Here is an 18,059-nt window from a genome sequence, read left to right as displayed (position 1 = left end):
CAAGGCTTTGCAGCAATCGACGCGATGGCTGCAATCGGTTGGGACGTTAGCTCAGTTGGTAGAGCAGCGGACTTTTAATCCGTTGGTCACAAGTTCGAATCTTGTACGTCCTACCACTTAAAATCCAATGAAATCAAGGCCTTAGCGCATCCGCGCCAAGGCCTTTTTTCTTTGACTTCTCGAAAAAATTCGGGATTGGTGCAAAAGTGGTGCACGCGGAAACTCAACGCCAGTCGATCTTCCAAAGAAAGGACATCGGGTGGCAAGCATCAAGAAACGCGGCGAGTACTGGAGAGCACAAGTTCGCCGCAAAGGGTATCCGGCAATCTCTCGGACCTTCGACACGAAACTCCAAGCTGAGACATGGGCGAGAGCCACTGAGGGCTCTATGGATCAGGGCGTTTTCCGAACTCTCGGTGACGCTGAAAAAATGACCTTGGCAGAGGCGCTGGAGCGCTACTGGCGGGAGATTGGTTCTGCTAAGAGCTATCCCAAGCAAGAGCATCAGCGAATCCGGCACTGGCAAGCGCAGCCGCTGGCACAAAGGTACCTTTCCAATTTGCGGGGGGTAGATTTCGCCGCTTATCGGGATGCTCGACGCAAGGTAGGACGCGCCGAGAACACCGTCAGGTTAGAACTGCAACTGGTTGCCCACCTGTTCAATGTTGCGCGCAAAGAATGGGGCATGGAGGGCTTATTGAACCCGCTCAACGACATTCGGAAGCCTTCGGGCTCTAGTGAGCGTGACAGACGCCTGATGGCTGGGGAGTTTGAGGCGCTGGCCGCTGAACTGGCCAGGAATGGAAATCCCTGGATCCTTCCGGCTTTTGAACTGGCAATTGAAACGACTCTGCGTCAGGGAATGCTATTCAAGCTGGAGCGGGCCTGGTTGGATGCATCAGGTCGCTTCTTCCGTGTTCCGCGCGAGCACCAGGGCAAAGGCAATAAAGCCGTGCCAGCGTTCGTGGTCCTGTCCAGTCGTGCTGCTGAAATTGTCGAGGCCCTGCCTGAGTGCAAATCAGGCGAGCGTGCGGGCAAACTGCTGGGCTGTTCTCAGAATGCAGTGTCTGTTGCTTGGAAACGTGCGCTTGCAGTTGCGCGGCGTCGCTATGAGGAAGCGGAGCAGGCTGCAGGCCGTTCCCCTATGGCTGGGCACTTGCAGGGCCTCCGCTGGCATGACCTGAGACACGAAGGGGCCTCGCGTTTGTTTGAGCGTGGGCTGAATCCCATGGAGGCTTCGGCTGTGACGGGCCATCGCAGTTTGAACATGCTGCGTCGATACGTCCACCTATCACCGGCTCAGCTGATCAGTAAGCTAGGGTGAAGGAGTGTGAGTCGGAGGATCTATGCTGTGGTACATCCTAGACTTTTGCTCTCAGTGTTGGGTACTGCGTATGCAGGACAATCGTGAACAGGCAGTCCAACCATACCAATAGCTTATGACCGACCTCGAACGTATTGGCTTCTCAAGTGTTAGCCTTGTCCGGCAAGGCGAGCATCGCTTCTACTCTCTTACCCTCCCCAGCGAGCTCCTTGCAGAAACCAGCTTCGTAATTGCGCGCGATGAGGATCCGGTTAAAGGTTTCCAGCGCGAACTCGACGAGAAGCGAGCTCGAGAAATTGCAGCCTACATCGACAGCGGTCTTGGGACTATCCCCAGCGCAATCATTTTGTCTGCGCAACCCGATGCGGAGCTGGAATATGACAGTTCCCGAAAGAGCCTGAGCTTTAAACCGATCCGAAAGGCATTCCTAATTATTGACGGTCAACATCGTGTCTATGGGTTCATGCTCGCGGAGAAAGCGTTTCGCGTCCCCGTAATCATCTACACCGGTCTGTCTCGGCGAGACGAGACGCGACTGTTCATAGACATAAACTCCAAACAGAAAGGCGTACCAGCAGAGCTCCTACTTGATATTAAAAAGCTTGCCGAGTACGAGAAGGACGAGGAAGCGCTTCTTCGAGAGATTTTTGATACCTTCATGCAAGAGCCCTCTAGCGCCCTGTACGGCAAACTTGCACCCGCTTCGAAGGCACCGGGAAAGATTTCCCGTTCCGTCTTCAACACAGCGCTCAAACCGCTGGTTCGCGTTTTCGGCGAAAAGAGCCAAGACGAGCTGTACGAAATCCTTAACGCTTATTTCGTTGCGCTCGTGGAGGGCGTGCTTCGTAGACACCAACTAGTCGACCTGCTAGTCAATGCGATATTCTTTCGCGCGTCGTGCGCCTTCTTTCTCATCGTCGCCCCAAAAGTGAAAGACCGATTCGGCGCAATTTATACCGTCGACAACTTTCACTACTTTCTCGAACAGGTCGGGGGAAACATAAAAATTGGTAAGCTGAAGGGTACCGGCAGCGCATACAAACCGATCGTTGATGCCTTAGAAGACGCGTTGAAGGGCAGCTTCCAACTCTGATGACAGCTTTACGCGTCCTATTGCAAAGCGCGCGTTTGCCGCTGTTTCAGTCAGGTTTAAGTTCTGCACTGGACGTCAAGGCATGGTTGGCAAACCAGAATTATTACTTCAGTCAGGACATATCCGGGGCATCTTTCGTCCTTCGCGCATCTGATCCTGAGCAGCTAAAGCAGGCACTCGCGAATGATCTTAATCGCCTCGCTTCTGCTGCATTCGAGAGTGCCGCAGGCATCGCACCGGACCCTGTCTTACCTCGAAGTCTTGCCTGGGGTTCGGTGCGTTCTTACTACTCAGCATTCTTTGCTGCACACGCTTTTATGCGTCTGTTTGGCAAAGCTTGCATTCAATTGGACAAAGAGCATGTCGATCAAGTCCTCAACGCTGCCCAAGTTATGGGCAGGTCTGGTGGCCTAACGGCACTGGACTCAGGCTTCTTTGCTGCCACGATTGATCCCAATTTCGAAAATGTAACTTTCAGCCGGCTCAAAGATTCACACCGCGATACTTGGGCGACCCTAGTAACGGTAATCGAGGAGCTAGAGATGTCGCTCCCTTCTACAACTGCACTCAGCAGCCATAAGGTTGAGGCGTCAGCGCTGCTTTCGAACCTCAAGGGGCAATTGACCCGTTCGGGGTCAACGAAGGGTAATTGGCTATCCACTATGAGGAATTCCATTAATTATCGCCAATCGCATGGGACTTGGTTTCCATACAGCAAGTTGGCAGACCCTGCCATGCTGGAGTCAGCGGCTCGTGCGTGGAAGTCTCATCCTAGCTCCGGAGCAAACACGGTGCAGAGTGAATTGGACTGTTTTTTCCAAGCGTCCATTGGATTGGTAGCGCTCGTTCGTGAGTTAACCTCAGCGGCAGCTGCACTGAATTCACCTCTTAACCCAATATTCGTGAACGGTTGTCTCAAGCTCCTCAACGAAGCGAAGAAACCGCGAAGCGCGACCACGCGGCAACCCTAAAAATGTGTTAAAGGGGTAGTTGCGCAGTGCACATCTGCTTCTGACTGATCGATGCGAAATGAGCGGGCATGTCATTCGGTTGTTCACGTTTCAGTAATCACTGTTCTGAATTTCTGGAAGGCGCGTGAGAGCTCTACCACCTCACAAAGGACGCAAATGGATCTCGACAGGATGCTTAACAAGAGGGACAGAATTTATGTCCAGAAAATTCCGCCGGGTACCCCAGCGGGCACGACAATAAATATACATTTAAGTGGCGTGAAGGGGAAAATGCTTAATGGCAGTGGTGTTGCTCTGACACTGCCTTTTCAGCAGCCTGGCCAAAAGAAAAAGGAAAGATTCTCTGTATTGCAAATTGATTTTGATGAAAAATATTTTTTCGATGAAATTGAGATTAATTTGACTACCGCAAAAATTCGTTGTACGGGTAGAATAAATTCGCCGATAGTGACAAGCAATTTTGTCTTAAATGGTAGCAGGTCTACGCTTACTACGTTTTATAAGAGAAAGAGTAAAGAGAAGATTTTGCATGCATATTTTGGCCTTGCAGGAAGTCATTTTCTTGGTATAGATAGCGCCCTAACCAGATACGATCAAGTATTTTGTGTGGACACCAACTGCGGAATTGGTGCATCTGGGGAGAAGATTTCGGTTACTTCTGCGATCATCGGAAGGCCTATGAATATTGCTGACAGCGCAATTTCATTGGGTGATGTTATTGATTATCAATGTGTTGCGCCAATGCCCTCGGGGAATCCGGAAATTGAGGGTATATGGAGGTGCTTTGCTCATGTCTATAAAGAAAACCCTCATTTGCTTGGAAAGAAGACTGCGCTAATTACCGACACAGAATACAGTCTAATAAAGTCATGGCAGAGTAGGGAGCTGCCTTTTTTTGATGGGTATATGCTTCCTGAGGGTATTGACATTTTTTATGCCACGTCGGACGCCGGTAGTGACGAATTTTTTGTGAATCGTCTAATAAAGACTTGTGATCAGCGAAATGACGCAAAAATTGGTAGCGTGAAATAGTCTTGGTGAGAGTCTCAGGTCGAAACAGGTCGTGGACCGCTCGCATTCGAGCGTTAGATGAAAAAAGTGGCATCAGAACTCGTTCTCATGCCACTTTTCTATTGCTGCGACGACCTTAAAAAGGTCGCTAGGCCATCAATGGTCAAACCGACGACCTTAAACAGGTCGCGGAAGCGCGTATTCTGCGATTCTTGCTTGCTGCTTTTCGTATTTTTCTTTGTATTTGACCCAACGAGCATGGAAGGAAAGATGGGCAACCATCTCCTTTTCATAGACTTCAATTAGTGAGTCAAAAAGCCTTTTTGCATTGCGCAGTTTGTGAAACTTCTGCTCTCCCACGAAATAGAGTCGGTATGGGATGAAGAAAAATAACCTCTTTACTCTCCTATCGATGTTTCCCGGTCGAATAGGAGCAGTGGGCTCGGAGCATGGGGGACTAATTTCAAAAAGCGGGTACACGGCACTCCATCCAAAGTTTTCATCCGTCCATGCGCTGATAGTACTCTCCTGAAGGTTTTTTATTTCCCCACTTTCCTCCTTGATGAACTGGCGTGCAAAAATAATCGCGTCTTTAAAAAACTCCTTTTTTTGCTCTTCCGATAGCATTTTGTCGGCGGTCTTTTTGAATCCAAGCATTAATGCTTTGAACCCTTCTCCTTGGCCGATATATTTCCATTGCAGCCGCTCAGAGACAGCTGCGGCAGCGATCTGCACCAGTTCTAAATTATGAATTTTGCTCTGTAATCTGCTGGCTTCCGCTTGAGCAAGGCGGGCTGAGCTTTCTGCGTCTCTAGCACGACCTTCAAGCATCACATCTGCAAGTGCATCACCCATTCCCATATGAGACTCCTTTGTATTTCAATCTTGCTCATTTAAGCTCGAGCAAAGCTGTTCAAACAACTCATCCTCTACCTGATTCAGCCAGGCTTCCAGCTCCAAGCCGCGCAGGCCCCGAGCGGGTGCAGCATCGACGCCAAACTGCAGGACCAGAGCCTGCAGTGTGATCTGCATTTCTTCGTCGCTCCTCGTCACCATTACTTACCCCTTTCTTTGTGTACCGGGCCCCTAGATTCCGAGCCGGATCAACATATGTCTGTTGCCCGTGCAAGCGGCCTTTGCTTGCACCGTTCCCCTGAGTTCTTCGCCGTGCCATTAGCGGTGCCGGGATTGGGTTCCGGAGTGGGGAGGGTTTGTAAAGCGAAGCTTTATGGATTCCCCACGCAGAAACCCAAAGCGCCAGCGGCGCGGTCCTGGCTTAGCGTTGGCCGAAGAGGCGAAGAAATCAGGGGAATGGTGCAGGGCGCACCTTTTGACGGGCAGCAGACAGCCGCGCGGCGACTGAGCGCCTCTCGCCGCCCTCCGGGCGGCACTGACTCCGCGCCGGCGCGGTCCGCCGCAAGTGCGGCTACCGAACCCAGGGCGTCCGCCTGCGGTCGCCCTGCCCCCTGGGGGTGAGGCGCAGCCGAGGGGGATGGCCATGGCCTTCCCCCTGCATGAGGGATCGTTAGGCGGCCCATGGGCTGCTGGAGACCGCTGGCGGGCTCCACCCGCAGGGCCAGAGCCCGGCCCCGCGCTTGCGCGGGGACATGCACGGTCACTCACAGCAACCGATGCATCGCGAGGCCGCGAACCACTGCGACAACAGCGGAGGTATATAGCCCGAGCGCAATAAACCCGAGAAAAAACACCCCGCTCCATCCTGTCGTGAATATAAATCTCCAACCGAATGAGATTCCCCGCTGACGTTCTAACTCAATTACTTTGGCCTTCAGGATGTCGCATTCATTCTCAAGAGATTTTTTCTGCTCGGTTTCTTCTTTTTTCTCATTTTCTCTGATGACAAGGTTTTCGCGCTCAATTTTCCAGAGGTCCCACGATTCTCGGGCTACTGCCTCTGCAGATAAATCTGATTTTGCTAGACGCAAATAGTGTGTTAGCGCAAATTCAAGCACTGCGCTTCTGAATTTCGGCTCTGGCCAATCTATAGGCTCGTCCTGAAAATCATATAACTTCAAGCACCCCAACATATCCCCTGGTGTTTTTCTCGCGGCATCTAGTCGGGCAAACAGCACCATATTGATTAGAAAGAATATCGGGCCGTGCACATGCGTTCTTTGACCCCTTCGATGCTCTTCTTGTGAAAGTAAAAGGTGCGCACATTCATGCAGATAGACTGAAATAAGTCCGTCTTTCCGCCAAAACCTGGAAGAAATACATAAGTCGATGCTCCACTCGTAGTTTAGTCGATCGTGGCGGCCTGCATACTCGGAAAGAGGCATAATTCTGACTCCTGGCACTTTCTCGAATCGACTTGATTCAACGGACTCTGCAAGCATGTTGTTGAGCCACTGCGTTTTGCACTCATCTGCCTGGACCAGATGCTTAATCAGCACTGGCGCATTCATAATTCAATCACCATGCTCGATTTTGCTTCTCCGCTATGGTCGTCCGGAGAGCCCTGACTCGGCGGGTTATTTGAAGAGTCTGGATCGACCTGATGTGCACGCACGAGGAACCCCAACATATCGTCTAGTTCAAAGACCATATTTTGATCGATCCACAATGAAAAATCGTGCATATCCTCATCGATCCCATGCTCAAGAAGCTTTAGGATTGACTCAGGAAATTCACCAAAACGACCGGGCGAGAGCCAATCAATAACAATAGCTTCGCGAGCTGTCGAATGAAGCTCGGGATATTTCTCAAGAAGCATATCGTTTGCGGACTTGAATTTCGTCATTCGCGTTAGCTTTGTGTTTCGTTCGGCCCATAGGCATGCCAGATAGCATGCTCGCTCAGTTTTTGGTTTGTCGCGCGTTAGGAGTAAATATTTTGCAAGGTTTTCCATATCCTGCTGTCGTTCGGGGTATTCATCGTCCAGCCAGATTTTCACCAAATCTGACTCTGAATAATAAACAATACTTTCCTCCCACCAGTCTTTGTTCAGGCTCAGAGTCAAGATATTTTCTTGTTTTAGGTTGCAGTCGTATACATCAAATCCAGTCGGTGCGCCAGGCTGAAATTCAGCACCCCAGATCGACATGCGCTGCTCTTTGGTCAGGTTGCGTTGGGTAACAATGAAGTCCATGATTAAATTTCTCGCTGAATTGAGTTAATTGGAAAGTATTCTTCGATGCCCGCCATCAGGCGGGCTGTTTCGGCTGGGAGTTTGAACAGTTCCTTTACGGCCTCACCGTAGCTGGTTGGTGCTGAAACCGTTTTCCAAGAGCATTTGTCTCCGCGTCGATAAACCCGGCGTTGAATAACCCATTTTTCTTCAGAATTAAGATCTGAATTCATAGTCATTTGCTTTTTTCCTTTCGGGTTTCTTTGTGGCTCCTTGCCGCTCACGCGCGGCCTGATGCTGCGCGCGGGCCAGCATGGCGGTCGTGCTGTTGTTGGTAGGCGGCGTTGAGACGGGGTCCGAGTGCAACGTGTTGGCCAGTTCCAACTCGACGGCTCGGGCCTCCTTGCGCAGCTCGGCTATGAGCTGCTTTGCCTCCTGCTCCGCGGCTTGGTGCTGCGCCAGGTCCTCGGCGCGCCGCGAACGCGCGCCACGCCGCAGCCTGGCCGCCCCGGCAGGCCCGAGGTGCACGCCCGGGGTGCGGTCAATACCCTGCTCACGGAGGCTCCGGTGGTCCACGCGGGCCGCGAAGCCCGCCGCTGAGAGGGCCTCATTAGTGAGCCTCGCCAGCAGTTCGCGGGTGGAAAGCAGCCAGTCCAGCGGCATGAGGGTTTTGGTTTTCCTCGACCCGCCTGTTTCTGGCTTTTTGCCTTTCGGTGCAGCCCTTGAAAACCAAAGTTCTGGGGACCGATCGTGGCCGTCCAGGACCCTTTCGCTGACCATTAGATGGCAATGCGGATTGATCCCTTTTCCCGCGTGAATAGCCATGAGAAAGGGGAGCGGTTCGCCCGGGGCAGTGCGCGATACGCGCTCGCAAAACTCGCGAGCTAGCGCTACGCGCTGCCCGTGGCTTAGTTCGCGCGGCAGCGCAAATTCAAGGCTCTTAAACAGGCGTCCGTTTGCGCGTTCGTGCGCATCGCAGGCAGACCAGTAGGAAAGACGCTGACGTGGGCCTGCAGCCCATGCAGGCATGTTGCCGGCGTGGCTGAAAACGCACGGGTCATGGCCAGCCTTGGCATACCTGCCAAGGCGCTGAAGGTAACTCGCCGCCGCGGCGGCGGACGCACCGCTAGCGCGCGAGATCGTGCGGGCGCGGATATGGTAGAGCGCCATCGCTCACCTCGCGGCGTGCCGCAGGCAGGAGGTACAGGAGGCGGCACGCCTCCTGTCGCAAATGAGTTTGGCGTAGCCAAACTCGTATGTTGCGCCCTTCGCTTGAAAAGCGAACGGGAGTTGAGCGCGGCGCTTCATACCGAGCCTCCTTCAGCATGAAGCGCCGCGCCCACCGCAGACACGCCAGCGCCGGGAGGTGCTGGCGTGGCAGGCGGGGTGACGGCTAGGGGCGGCAGACCGAATGCAGCGCGATCGTCCGGGCGGGTTAGCCAGGCCGAGAAGGAGCGCCCCTGTACGCTGATCTGAGCCACGCCCGAGGCTCCGAGAAGGTCGAGCAAAAAAGCGCCAGCTAGCACTTTGCGCCGCGTGTCGTTGGCACGCGCAGCCTTGCTCGCGGAGGCCTTCGCACGAGCCTCGGCCGCACGCTGTTCGGCCTGCAGGCGCGCTAGGCGCTGCTGCAGATCCTGGATCTTCTTTTGTCGAGGTGCGCCGCTCATTTGTTCACCCCCCGGACTTCGCGACGCAGCCGCTCGGCCAATTCGCGCACCGCTCTGGGCGCGGGCACGTGCTGCCTTTCACGCGTCGGCGGCTCTTCCGCATGCCGAATCTCGGCCTCGCGCAGCCGCAGCGCTGCCTCGTCGAGGTGGTAGTACCACAAGCCCACCCCGCGGGCCGTGGCCTCTCTGGCCAGCCGCGCCGCCAGAGCGCGCGGGTTTCTGATCCCGCCGGGGCCGCGCCCCCGCGCCCTGAGTTGACCAGCCAACTCATCCACGATGGCTTGGCCCTCGGGGTGGTAGCTCAGCAGATTTTCGAGGTGCTCTTTTTCTGACTGGCTCAGTGCCGATCCTTCTGAAAAACAGAGGGGAGGGGCCGCGCTGCGCGCGGCGTTGTTGTTGTTGTTGTTGTTGTTTTTAGTATTAACAACAACTAACAACTTACGAGTTTCTCCAGCTCCCTCGATTTGTGGACAACTTTTTGCAGGGAGGGTGCTCATGCTGCGCCTCCCTTGGGCTGCAGCGTGTCCTTTCGCGGACGCCCGCCGCGTCGATGCGCGGGAGCGGCCTCTGCCAGGCCGCGTACCCAGTCGCGATATTGCCCCGCAGTCCAGCGCACGAGTCGATTCTTTTCAAGGACGGGTTTCGGCAAAACGCCGCGCGCCCGGGCGCTGTAGACACTATCAAGCGATTGCTCGCACAGGGCCGCCCAGTGCTTCGGGCTGATGAGTGTTGAGTCATCAAGCGCCGCAAAGGCCCTCAGAAAGTTGCTGTCGTCGATTGGTTGTTTCTTGCCTGCCATGGTGTCGGTTGTCATGAGTGGTTGACAAACCGATGGTCGTCAACCAGCATCCGACCCACTATCCCGAACTTTTCGAGAAACTTGGAAAAATGACGCAAGTCCCCCGCGCGATTGCAGATCAGGTACTGGCTGAGACTCAGCATGTCGCCAAGACGGCCAAGGAGAGAAGCGGCCTAACCAACGTGCAGCTTGAATCTGCGCTGTGCGACTTGGATAAGCAAAAAAAATCTGAGGGAAGCCGCTTCAGCGAGCTGCTCAATGGTCGTAGAAGTGCATGCCGTGGCCTGGTAGGAATGCATAACGAATTCGTGGCGGCCGGTTACATCGACCCTCCTGGCGATGACTTTGGCATCATCACGAGCAACGAGGCGCGCCGCTCACGGGAGGTTGACTTTGCGGCGGAGGCCAAAAAAGCCGAAAACTTTTATAAGGCACGCAACAAAGCTGCGCAGGCCTTGCAAGAACTGGCTGAAGTCATGGCGCACCCTTTGACTCCTGACCCCGATCGCCATAGCTACCAACCATCGCGCTTTCTTTTTTCGCTGCTGCGGAACTACTATCTGCGCGAGGTGGACAGGGTTGAGGCGACGGCAGCAGAACAGGTCGATCGGCTAGCGGGCTGGGTCTCTGACATGTCCTTCATGTCCACTAGTGGATGGGACTGGTCGAAGTCAAAGAGTGGTGCAAAAGTGGTGCACTCAGAGCCAAAATTGAAGCCGAAGGTAGATGAGTGACGAGGGATGTAGAAGAGAAAAAATCATTGTTGATCAACGACTTATCATGCAAAATGACGATTGATCATTGGCGTTGATTCTGGCTTTTAATCCGTTGGTCACAAGTTCGAATCTTGTACGTCCTACCACCCGATTCAAAATGCGCTCATGAGTGCGTTTGTTGCCAAAAGCCTCCCTCGGGAGGCTTTTGTTTTTGGCGGTGAGGTCGGCGCCAGTTACTGGGCCGTCATGTCTCGTGACTGGCGTGCTTGGCCACGGCCCAGCGGATATCAGTGGGGGGGGGCGTTCGTCTCAGCCGGTGGTGCGAAAAGGTCCCAGCTGGCCATGAACAAGGCCGCTATCACGGGCCCGATCACAAACCCAGTCAGGCCGAACAAGGCCATGCCGCCGAGGGTGGAGATCAGCACGATGTAGTCGGGCATCTTGGTGTCCTTGCCCACCAGGATGGGGCGCAAGATATTGTCGACGAGCCCGATCACGAAGACGCCAAACGCCGTCAACACCACTCCCTGCCACACGGCGCCGGTTGCCAGAAAGTAGATGGCCACCGGCACCCAGATCAGCCCGGCACCCACGGCCGGCAGCAGCGACAGGAAGGCCATAAGGACACCCCACAGTACCGGCCCCTGGATGCCCAAGACCCAGAAAATCATGCCGCCCAGTGCGCCCTGAGAGGCGGCCACCACGATGTTGCCTTTGACCGTGGCCCGGATCACGGTGGTGAACTTGGTGACCAGCTGGCGCTTATGGGTCTCTTCCAGAGGGGTTGCCTGACCGATGTGCACCGCCAGGCTGGCGCCGTCGCGCAGCAGGAAGAACAGCAGATACAGCATGATGCCGAAACTGACGATGAACTCCAGCGTGTTTTGCCCGATGCTGAGCGCTTGGGTCGCTACAAATTGACTGGCCTGCACGGCAAAGGATGAAAGTTTTTGTTGCAGCTCTACCGCGCTGGTGAGCTGCAGGCGGTCGAGCAGACCGGCGGCCCAGGCTGGCAACGCCGCTATGACCTGTTGCAGGTAAAGCCCAAAATTGATCTGTCCGGAGCGTACCCGTTCATAGATTGCTGTAGCTTCCTGAATCAACGATACCGTGATGGCTGCCATGGGCAAGATCACCACCACCAAACACAATCCGAGTGTGCACAACGCAGCCAGCGTGGGCCGTTTGGGCATTCTTTTCAGCAGTTTGCGGTGCAGGGGGGCAAAAAGAATTGCAAGGATGACGCCCCAGAAAACGGCGCCGTGGAACTGCCACAGGATGGCACCGAATGCGACGGTGACAAGGGCAAGCAGCAGCAAAAAGGCTTTGTCCTGAAGGTGGTGGTGCGGCATGTAATGAGCGTTGCAACGGGATACCCGGAATGTACGCGAGGCGCTGATCAGCGCTGCCTTTTTGCGCTGCGCGGAAATGGCCTGTATCCAAGCTTTTGAGGGTGGACGTCCGTTCGGTGGCACAATGTCGGCCGTACCAAGGCCCTTCCCCAGCCACAGTCGCATCCGCCAACCGGTTCAGCCGTGTCGCGGAAGGTTTCTCAACCAGCTAATGCTTTCCCAAGGAAAGCGGAGGTCAGCGGAATATGAGCGATACGACATCCGTCTATCAAGCCTACCAAGGCAATACTTACCTCTTCGGCGGCAATGCGCCCTATGTCGAAGAGATGTACGAAAACTACCTGGCTAATCCCGGTAGCGTCCCCGACACGTGGCGCGAGTACTTTGATGCGCTGCAGCACGTTCCCGCGGTGGATGGCAGCAACGCCAAAGACGTTCCGCACCTGCCCGTCATCAATGCCTTTGCCGAGCGCGCCAAGCAAGGCGGCACCAAGGTCGTGGTTGCCACCGGCGCTGATTCTGAACTGGGCCGCAAGCGCACCGCCGTTCAGCAGCTGATCGCCGCTTACCGCAACGTGGGCCAGCGTTGGGCCGATCTGGATCCCCTCAAGCGCACGGAGCGTCCCGCGATTCCTGAGCTGGAACCCTCGTTCTACGGCTTCAGCGACGCTGACCAGGAAACCGTGTTCAACACCAGCAACACGTTCTTCGGCAAGGAGTCGATGACGCTGCGTGAGCTGATCAATGCGCTGCGTGAAACGTACTGCGGCTCCATCGGCGCCGAATACATGTATGCCACCGACCAGAACCAGAAGCGCTGGTGGCAGGAAAAGCTGGAAAAGATCCGCAGCAAGCCCAGCTTTGGTGCCGACAAGAAAAAGCAAATCCTTGATCGCTTGACGGCTGCTGAAGGCCTCGAGCGCTTTTTGCACACCAAGTACGTGGGCCAGAAGCGCTTTTCTCTGGAAGGCGGCGAGAGCTTCATCGCTGCAATGGACGAGCTCATCCAGTCTGCTGGCGCGAAGGGCGTGCAGGAGATCGTGATCGGCATGGCCCACCGTGGCCGCTTGAACGTGCTCGTCAACTCGCTGGGCAAGATGCCCAAAGACCTGTTTGCAGAGTTCGATCACACCGCCCCCGAAGACCTGCCTGCAGGTGACGTGAAGTACCACCAGGGCTTCAGCTCGGACGTGACCACCCCTGGCGGCCCCGTTCACCTGTCGCTGGCGTTCAACCCTTCGCACCTGGAAATCGTCAATCCTGTGGTCGAAGGCTCGGTGCGCGCGCGCATGGACCGTCGTGCTGACCCCCATGGCAAGCAGGTTCTGCCTGTGCTGGTGCACGGCGATGCCGCCTTTGCAGGCCAGGGTGTCAACCAGGAAACCCTGGCGCTGGCCCAGACCCGTGGCTACTACACGGGTGGCACGGTGCACATCATCATCAACAACCAGATCGGGTTCACGACGTCTGACCCGCGCGACACCCGCTCCACGCTGTACTGCACCGACATCGTGAAGATGATCGAGTCGCCTGTGCTGCACGTGAACGGTGATGATCCAGAGGCTGTGGTGCTGGCCACCCAGCTGGCTCTTGAATTCCGCATGGAGTTCAAGAAGGACGTGGTGGTGGACATCATCTGCTTCCGCAAACTGGGCCACAACGAGCAGGACACCCCGGCGCTGACCCAGCCGCTGATGTACAAGAAGATTGGTGCGCACCCTGGTACGCGCAAGCTGTATGCCGACAAACTGGCCACGCAGGGCTTGGGCGAATCGCTGGGCGATGACATGGTGAAGGCCTACCGCGCAGCCATGGACGCGGGCAAGCACACGGTTGACCCGGTGCTGACCAACTTCAAGAGCAAGTACGCGGTGGATTGGAGCCCGTTCCTGGGCAAGAAGTGGACGGACGCTGGCGACACGGCCATTCCCCTGGCTGAGTGGAAGCGCCTGGCTGAGAAGATCACGACCATCCCGGAAAGCGTCACACCTCACCAACTGGTCAAGAAGGTGTACGACGACCGTGCGGCCATGGGCCGTGGCGACATCCCGGTGGACTGGGGCATGGGCGAGCACATGGCTTTTGCCTCGCTGGTGGCCAGCGGCTATCCCGTGCGCCTGTCTGGCGAAGACTGTGGCCGCGGCACGTTCACGCACCGCCATTCGGTGATTCATGATCAAAAGCGTGAAAAGTGGGATATCGGCACCTACACGCCCCTGCAGAACGTGGCTGAGAATCAGGCTCCATTTGTTGTCATCGACTCCATCCTGTCGGAAGAAGCGGTGCTGGGCTTTGAGTATGGCTATGCATCGAACGACCCCAACACCCTGGTGATCTGGGAAGCGCAGTTCGGCGACTTCGCGAACGGTGCACAGGTCGTTATCGACCAGTTCATTGCCTCCGGCGAAGTGAAGTGGGGTCGCGTCAACGGCATCACCCTGATGCTGCCCCACGGTTACGAAGGCCAGGGCCCAGAGCACAGCTCGGCCCGTCTGGAGCGTTTCATGCAGCTGGCAGCTGACGCCAACATGCAGATCGTGCAGCCCACCACGGCCAGCCAGATCTTCCATGTGCTGCGCCGCCAGATGGTGCGTGATCTGCGCAAGCCGCTGATCATCATGACGCCCAAGTCGCTGCTGCGTAACAAGGATGCCACCTCGCCGCTGTCCGAGTTCACCAAGGGCAGCTTCCAGACGGTGATTCCCGAGCAGGACGAGGCCATCGTGAAGAAGGCTGCCAAGGTCAAGCGCGTGATCGCCTGCTCTGGCAAGGTGTATTACGACCTGGTCAAAAAGCGTGCCGAGAAGGAAGTCGATGATGTGGTGATCCTGCGCGTTGAGCAGCTCTACCCCTTCCCGCACAAGGCGTTTGCGGCCGAACTGAAGAAGTACCCCAATGCCACCGATGTGGTGTGGTGCCAGGACGAGCCACAGAACCAGGGCGCCTGGTTCTTCGTGCAGCACTACATCCACGAGAACATGCTCGACGGCCAGAAGCTGGGCTACTCCGGCCGCGCTGCTTCGGCATCGCCAGCCGTGGGTTACTCCCACCTGCACCAGGAACAACAAAAGGCGCTGGTGGACGGCGCGTTTGCCAAGCTCAAGGGTTTTGTCCTGACCAAGTAAGGCCAGTTGCGACCCGACAACAGAACAAAACCCCATTCCGAAAGAATTGATATGGCTATCGTAGAAGTCAAAGTCCCCCAGCTGTCCGAATCCGTGGCCGAAGCCACCATGCTGACCTGGAAGAAAAAGGCCGGTGAGGCCGTCGCCGTCGACGAAATCCTCATCGAGATCGAAACCGACAAGGTTGTGCTCGAAGTGCCCGCTCCGTCGGCGGGCGTGCTGGCCGAAATCATCCAGGGCGATGGCGCCACGGTGGTGGCCGAGCAGCTGATCGCCAAGATCGACACCGAAGGCAAGGCGGGTGCGGCTGCTCCGGCTGCCGCCCCGGCGGCTGCAGCGCCTGCTGCCGCAGCGGCGCCTGCTGCTGCAGCCCAACCCGCCGCTGGCGGTTCGAAGGGTGATGTGGCCATGCCTGCGGCCGCCAAGCTGCTGGCCGACAACAACCTGTCTGTCTCGGCCGTGGCCGGTTCGGGCAAGGACGGCCGCGTGACTAAGGGCGATGTGCTGGCCGCTGTGGCGGGCGGCGCCAAGGCTGCCGTTGCTGCTCCCAGCGTGATCCCCACCGGCGTGCCTACGAAGGCACTGCCCCAGGTGGCAGCGCCCGCTGGCAAGGAAGACCTGAGCGGCCGCCCCGAACAGCGCGTTCCCATGAGCCGTTTGCGCGCCCGCGTGGCCGAGCGCCTGCTCCAGTCGCAATCGACCAACGCCATCCTGACCACGTTCAACGAAGTGAACATGGCCCCGGTGATGGACCTGCGCAAGAAGTTCCAGGACAGCTTCACCAAGGAACACGGCACCAAGCTGGGCTTCATGTCCTTCTTCGTGAAGGCTGCCGTGCATGCCCTCAAGAAGTACCCTGTGTTGAACGCGTCGGTGGACGGCAACGACATCGTCTACCACGGCTATTTCGACATCGGTATCGCCGTGGGCTCGCCCCGTGGCCTGGTGGTGCCCATCTTGCGCAATGCCGACCAGATGAGCTTCGCCGACATCGAAAAGAAGATCGCCGAGTTCGGCAAGAAGGCGGCAGAAGGCAAGCTGGGCATTGAAGAAATGACCGGCGGCACGTTCTCGATCTCCAATGGCGGCACCTTTGGTTCGATGATGTCCACCCCGATCATCAACCCTCCACAGTCGGCCATTCTGGGCGTGCACGCCACCAAGGACCGCGCCATGGTCGAGAACGGGCAGGTCGTGGTGCGCCCGATGAACTACCTGGCCATGTCCTATGACCACCGCATCATCGACGGCCGCGAAGCCGTGCTGGGCCTGGTGGCGATGAAGGACGCGCTGGAAGACCCATCGCGTCTGCTGTTCGACATCTGATCCCCTGACTGCATCGACCCACCCGCGTGGCCCGACCTCTGGTCCTGCCCGCCGGTGGGTCTTTCTCCAACTGACTGAACGAGATTTCCCATGAGCAAACAATTTGATGTGATCGTCATCGGCGGCGGCCCTGGTGGCTACATTGCCGCCATTCGCGCGGCCCAGCTGGGCTTCAACGTGGCCTGTATTGATGAGTGGAAGAACGACAAGGGCGGCCCTGCACCCGGCGGCACCTGCACCAACGTGGGCTGCATCCCCTCCAAGGCGCTGCTGCAGTCGTCCGAGCATTTCGAGCATGCCAACAAGCACTTTGCGGAGCACGGCATCACCGCCACCGGCGTCAAGATGGACGTGGCCAAGATGATCGCCCGCAAGGACACCGTCGTGAAGCAGAACAACGACGGCATCCTGTACCTGTTCAAGAAGAACAAGGTCAGCTTTTTCCACGGTCGTGGGTCGTTCGTCAAAGCGGCTGAAGGCGGCTACGAAATCAAGGTGGCTGGCGCCGCCGACGAAACGCTGACCGGCAAGCAGATCATCATCGCCACGGGCTCCAACGCCCGTGCGCTGCCTGGCACGCCGTTCGACGAAGAACTGGTGCTGTCCAACGACGGCGCGCTGCGCGTGGGTGCGGTGCCCAAGAAGCTCGGCCTGATCGGCTCGGGTGTGATCGGCCTGGAAATGGGCTCCGTGTGGCGCCGCCTCGGCGCTGAAGTCACCATTCTCGAAGGCCTGCCCACGTTCTTGGGTGCAGTGGACGAACAGATTGCCAAGGAAGCCAAGAAGGCGTTCGACAAGCAGGGGCTGAAGATCGAACTGGGTGTGAAGGTCGGCGAGATCAAGACTGGCAAGAAGGGCGTTTCCATCGCTTACACCAACGCCAAGGGCGAAGCCCAGTCGCTGGATGTGGACAAGCTCATCGTCTCCATCGGCCGCGTGCCCAACACCATCGGCCTGAACACCGAAGCCGTGGGCCTGGCCCTGGACGAGCGCGGCGCCATCGTGGTGGATGCCGACTGCAAGACCAACCTGCCCGGCGTCTGGGCGGTGGGCGACGTGGTGCGCGGCCCCATGCTGGCGCACAAGGCCGAGGAAGAGGGCGTTGCCGTGGCCGAGCGCATTGCCGGCCAGCATGGCCATGTCAACTTCAACACCATCCCCTGGGTCATCTACACCAGCCCCGAGATCGCGTGGGTGGGCCGCACCGAGCAGCAGCTCAAGGCCGACGGCGTCAAGTACAAGGCCGGTAGCTTCCCGTTCCTGGCCAATGGCCGCGCACGGGCGCTGGGTGACACCACCGGCATGGTCAAGATGCTGGCCGATGCCGAAACGGATGAAATCCTGGGCGTGCACATCGTGGGCCCACAGGCCAGCGAGTTGATCTCCGAAGCCGTGGTGGCCATGGAGTTCAAGGCGAGCAGCGAAGACATCGCGCGCATCTGCCATGCGCACCCCAGCTTGAGCGAAGCCACCAAGGAAGCGGCGCTGGCCGTGGACAAGCGCACGCTCAACTTCTGATATTTGGATATCAATCGGCTGCAAGTGCATGATTTTCATGCGCTTGCAGCTATCAATTTTGTAGTATCA

17 protein-coding genes and 1 tRNA gene are annotated in these 18,059 nt (G+C 56.8%); 9 read left to right on the top strand and 9 right to left on the bottom strand.

The features are described from left to right. Positions 1-40 precede the first annotated feature (40 nt). The 5 genes from ASD94_RS16795 to ASD94_RS23690 all read left to right on the top strand — a co-directional run bounded on the left by ASD94_RS16795 (position 41) and on the right by ASD94_RS23690 (position 4,420). Positions 41-116: transfer RNA gene (locus tag ASD94_RS16795), tRNA-Lys, on the top strand. A gap of 272 nt (positions 117-388) precedes the next feature. Then, the gene (locus ASD94_RS16790) at positions 389-1,324 is read left to right on the top strand and encodes a site-specific integrase (RefSeq protein WP_235510695.1); all 936 of its coding nucleotides are present in this window, start codon (positions 389-391) and stop codon (positions 1,322-1,324) included. 115 nt (positions 1,325-1,439) lie between these two features. Continuing rightward, a complete protein-coding gene (locus ASD94_RS16785; protein ID WP_056645223.1) occupies positions 1,440-2,417 on the top strand; it encodes a DGQHR domain-containing protein in 978 nt (325 codons plus the stop codon). Beyond that, positions 2,417-3,388, top strand: coding sequence for a hypothetical protein (locus ASD94_RS23695; protein ID WP_156391464.1), 972 nt, complete (start codon positions 2,417-2,419; stop codon positions 3,386-3,388). Before ASD94_RS16785 ends, ASD94_RS23695 begins: the two co-directional genes overlap by 1 nt. 156 nt (positions 3,389-3,544) lie before the next feature. After that, positions 3,545-4,420: a hypothetical protein gene (locus tag ASD94_RS23690; RefSeq protein ID WP_156391463.1), complete on the top strand. Its 876-nt coding sequence runs from the start codon at positions 3,545-3,547 to the stop codon at positions 4,418-4,420. Positions 4,421-4,576: 156 nt separating this feature from the next. Here ASD94_RS23690 and ASD94_RS16780 read toward each other — a convergent pair whose 3' ends face one another. The 8 genes from ASD94_RS16780 to ASD94_RS23670 all read right to left on the bottom strand — a co-directional run bounded on the left by ASD94_RS16780 (position 4,577) and on the right by ASD94_RS23670 (position 9,968). Then, positions 4,577-5,260, bottom strand: a complete 684-nt coding sequence (locus tag ASD94_RS16780) for a hypothetical protein (RefSeq protein WP_156391462.1) — start codon at positions 5,258-5,260, stop codon at positions 4,577-4,579. A gap of 18 nt (positions 5,261-5,278) precedes the next feature. Beyond that, positions 5,279-5,431 (bottom strand): hypothetical protein, encoded by a 153-nt coding sequence (locus ASD94_RS23685; RefSeq protein ID WP_156391461.1) that lies wholly within the window; start codon positions 5,429-5,431, stop codon positions 5,279-5,281. Between the two features lie 587 nt (positions 5,432-6,018). Continuing rightward, the gene (locus tag ASD94_RS23680) at positions 6,019-6,825 is read right to left on the bottom strand and encodes a hypothetical protein (protein ID WP_156391460.1); all 807 of its coding nucleotides are present in this window, start codon (positions 6,823-6,825) and stop codon (positions 6,019-6,021) included. Continuing rightward, a complete protein-coding gene (locus ASD94_RS16775; RefSeq protein WP_056645218.1) occupies positions 6,822-7,508 on the bottom strand; it encodes a hypothetical protein in 687 nt (228 codons plus the stop codon). Before ASD94_RS16775 ends, ASD94_RS23680 begins: the two co-directional genes overlap by 4 nt. Positions 7,509-7,510: 2 nt before the next feature. Next, a complete protein-coding gene (locus ASD94_RS23675; protein ID WP_156391459.1) occupies positions 7,511-7,726 on the bottom strand; it encodes a hypothetical protein in 216 nt (71 codons plus the stop codon). Further along, positions 7,704-8,657 (bottom strand): MobA/MobL family protein, encoded by a 954-nt coding sequence (locus tag ASD94_RS23350; RefSeq protein ID WP_082576922.1) that lies wholly within the window; start codon positions 8,655-8,657, stop codon positions 7,704-7,706. The genes ASD94_RS23675 and ASD94_RS23350 overlap by 23 nt, the downstream gene beginning before the upstream one ends. Positions 8,658-9,150: 493 nt before the next feature. After that, entirely contained in the window at positions 9,151-9,651 is a 501-nt protein-coding gene (locus tag ASD94_RS16765; RefSeq protein WP_156391458.1) for a hypothetical protein, read from the bottom strand. Next, positions 9,648-9,968 (bottom strand): hypothetical protein, encoded by a 321-nt coding sequence (locus ASD94_RS23670; protein ID WP_156391457.1) that lies wholly within the window; start codon positions 9,966-9,968, stop codon positions 9,648-9,650. The genes ASD94_RS16765 and ASD94_RS23670 overlap by 4 nt, the downstream gene beginning before the upstream one ends. A gap of 17 nt (positions 9,969-9,985) precedes the next feature. Between ASD94_RS23670 and ASD94_RS16760 the strand changes: the two genes are divergently transcribed. Further along, positions 9,986-10,687 (top strand): hypothetical protein, encoded by a 702-nt coding sequence (locus ASD94_RS16760; RefSeq protein ID WP_056645213.1) that lies wholly within the window; start codon positions 9,986-9,988, stop codon positions 10,685-10,687. A gap of 269 nt (positions 10,688-10,956) precedes the next feature. Here ASD94_RS16760 and ASD94_RS16755 read toward each other — a convergent pair whose 3' ends face one another. Continuing rightward, a complete protein-coding gene (locus ASD94_RS16755; protein ID WP_056645211.1) occupies positions 10,957-12,021 on the bottom strand; it encodes an AI-2E family transporter in 1,065 nt (354 codons plus the stop codon). Between the two features lie 245 nt (positions 12,022-12,266). Between ASD94_RS16755 and ASD94_RS16750 the strand changes: the two genes are divergently transcribed. The 3 genes from ASD94_RS16750 (at position 12,267) to lpdA (ending at position 17,990) form a co-directional block, all read left to right on the top strand. Further along, on the top strand, positions 12,267-15,146 hold the full coding sequence (locus ASD94_RS16750; RefSeq protein ID WP_056645209.1) for a 2-oxoglutarate dehydrogenase E1 component: 2,880 nt from the start codon (positions 12,267-12,269) through the stop codon (positions 15,144-15,146). A 51-nt stretch (positions 15,147-15,197) separates the two neighbouring features. Further along, positions 15,198-16,472 carry a 2-oxoglutarate dehydrogenase complex dihydrolipoyllysine-residue succinyltransferase gene (gene odhB, locus ASD94_RS16745; protein WP_056645207.1) on the top strand — a complete coding sequence of 425 codons (1,275 nt, stop codon included), beginning with the start codon at positions 15,198-15,200 and terminating at the stop codon, positions 16,470-16,472. A 90-nt stretch (positions 16,473-16,562) separates the two neighbouring features. Beyond that, positions 16,563-17,990 carry a dihydrolipoyl dehydrogenase gene (gene lpdA, locus ASD94_RS16740; protein ID WP_056645205.1) on the top strand — a complete coding sequence of 476 codons (1,428 nt, stop codon included), beginning with the start codon at positions 16,563-16,565 and terminating at the stop codon, positions 17,988-17,990. Positions 17,991-18,059: the final 69 nt, after the last annotated feature.

The sequence above is a fragment of the Acidovorax sp. Root70 genome (assembly GCF_001428225.1).
In the GTDB taxonomy this organism is placed as follows: Bacteria; Pseudomonadota; Gammaproteobacteria; order Burkholderiales; family Burkholderiaceae_C; genus Acidovorax.
Note: the sequence above shows the minus strand (reverse complement) of the source record. Positions and strands in the feature narration are given on the sequence as shown.

What these genes read in the sequence shown, in the direction of transcription:
- ASD94_RS23675 (WP_156391459.1), bottom strand. Translation starts at nt 7,726, where the DNA reads ATGACTATGAATTCAGATCTTAATTCTGAAGAAAAATGGGTTATTCAA.
- ASD94_RS16765 (WP_156391458.1), bottom strand. Translation starts at nt 9,651, where the DNA reads ATGAGCACCCTCCCTGCAAAAAGTTGTCCACAAATCGAGGGAGCTGGA.
- ASD94_RS16755 (WP_056645211.1), bottom strand. Translation starts at nt 12,021, where the DNA reads ATGCCGCACCACCACCTTCAGGACAAAGCCTTTTTGCTGCTGCTTGCC.
- ASD94_RS23695 (WP_156391464.1), top strand. Translation starts at nt 2,417, where the DNA reads ATGACAGCTTTACGCGTCCTATTGCAAAGCGCGCGTTTGCCGCTGTTT.
- ASD94_RS23685 (WP_156391461.1), bottom strand. Translation starts at nt 5,431, where the DNA reads ATGCAGATCACACTGCAGGCTCTGGTCCTGCAGTTTGGCGTCGATGCT.
- ASD94_RS16785 (WP_056645223.1), top strand. Translation starts at nt 1,440, where the DNA reads ATGACCGACCTCGAACGTATTGGCTTCTCAAGTGTTAGCCTTGTCCGG.
- ASD94_RS23680 (WP_156391460.1), bottom strand. Translation starts at nt 6,825, where the DNA reads ATGAATGCGCCAGTGCTGATTAAGCATCTGGTCCAGGCAGATGAGTGC.
- ASD94_RS23690 (WP_156391463.1), top strand. Translation starts at nt 3,545, where the DNA reads ATGGATCTCGACAGGATGCTTAACAAGAGGGACAGAATTTATGTCCAG.
- ASD94_RS16750 (WP_056645209.1), top strand. Translation starts at nt 12,267, where the DNA reads ATGAGCGATACGACATCCGTCTATCAAGCCTACCAAGGCAATACTTAC.
- ASD94_RS16780 (WP_156391462.1), bottom strand. Translation starts at nt 5,260, where the DNA reads ATGGGAATGGGTGATGCACTTGCAGATGTGATGCTTGAAGGTCGTGCT.
- ASD94_RS16790 (WP_235510695.1), top strand. Translation starts at nt 389, where the DNA reads ATGGATCAGGGCGTTTTCCGAACTCTCGGTGACGCTGAAAAAATGACC.
- ASD94_RS23670 (WP_156391457.1), bottom strand. Translation starts at nt 9,968, where the DNA reads ATGACAACCGACACCATGGCAGGCAAGAAACAACCAATCGACGACAGC.
- lpdA (WP_056645205.1), top strand. Translation starts at nt 16,563, where the DNA reads ATGAGCAAACAATTTGATGTGATCGTCATCGGCGGCGGCCCTGGTGGC.
- ASD94_RS16760 (WP_056645213.1), top strand. Translation starts at nt 9,986, where the DNA reads ATGGTCGTCAACCAGCATCCGACCCACTATCCCGAACTTTTCGAGAAA.
- ASD94_RS16775 (WP_056645218.1), bottom strand. Translation starts at nt 7,508, where the DNA reads ATGGACTTCATTGTTACCCAACGCAACCTGACCAAAGAGCAGCGCATG.
- ASD94_RS23350 (WP_082576922.1), bottom strand. Translation starts at nt 8,657, where the DNA reads ATGGCGCTCTACCATATCCGCGCCCGCACGATCTCGCGCGCTAGCGGT.
- odhB (WP_056645207.1), top strand. Translation starts at nt 15,198, where the DNA reads ATGGCTATCGTAGAAGTCAAAGTCCCCCAGCTGTCCGAATCCGTGGCC.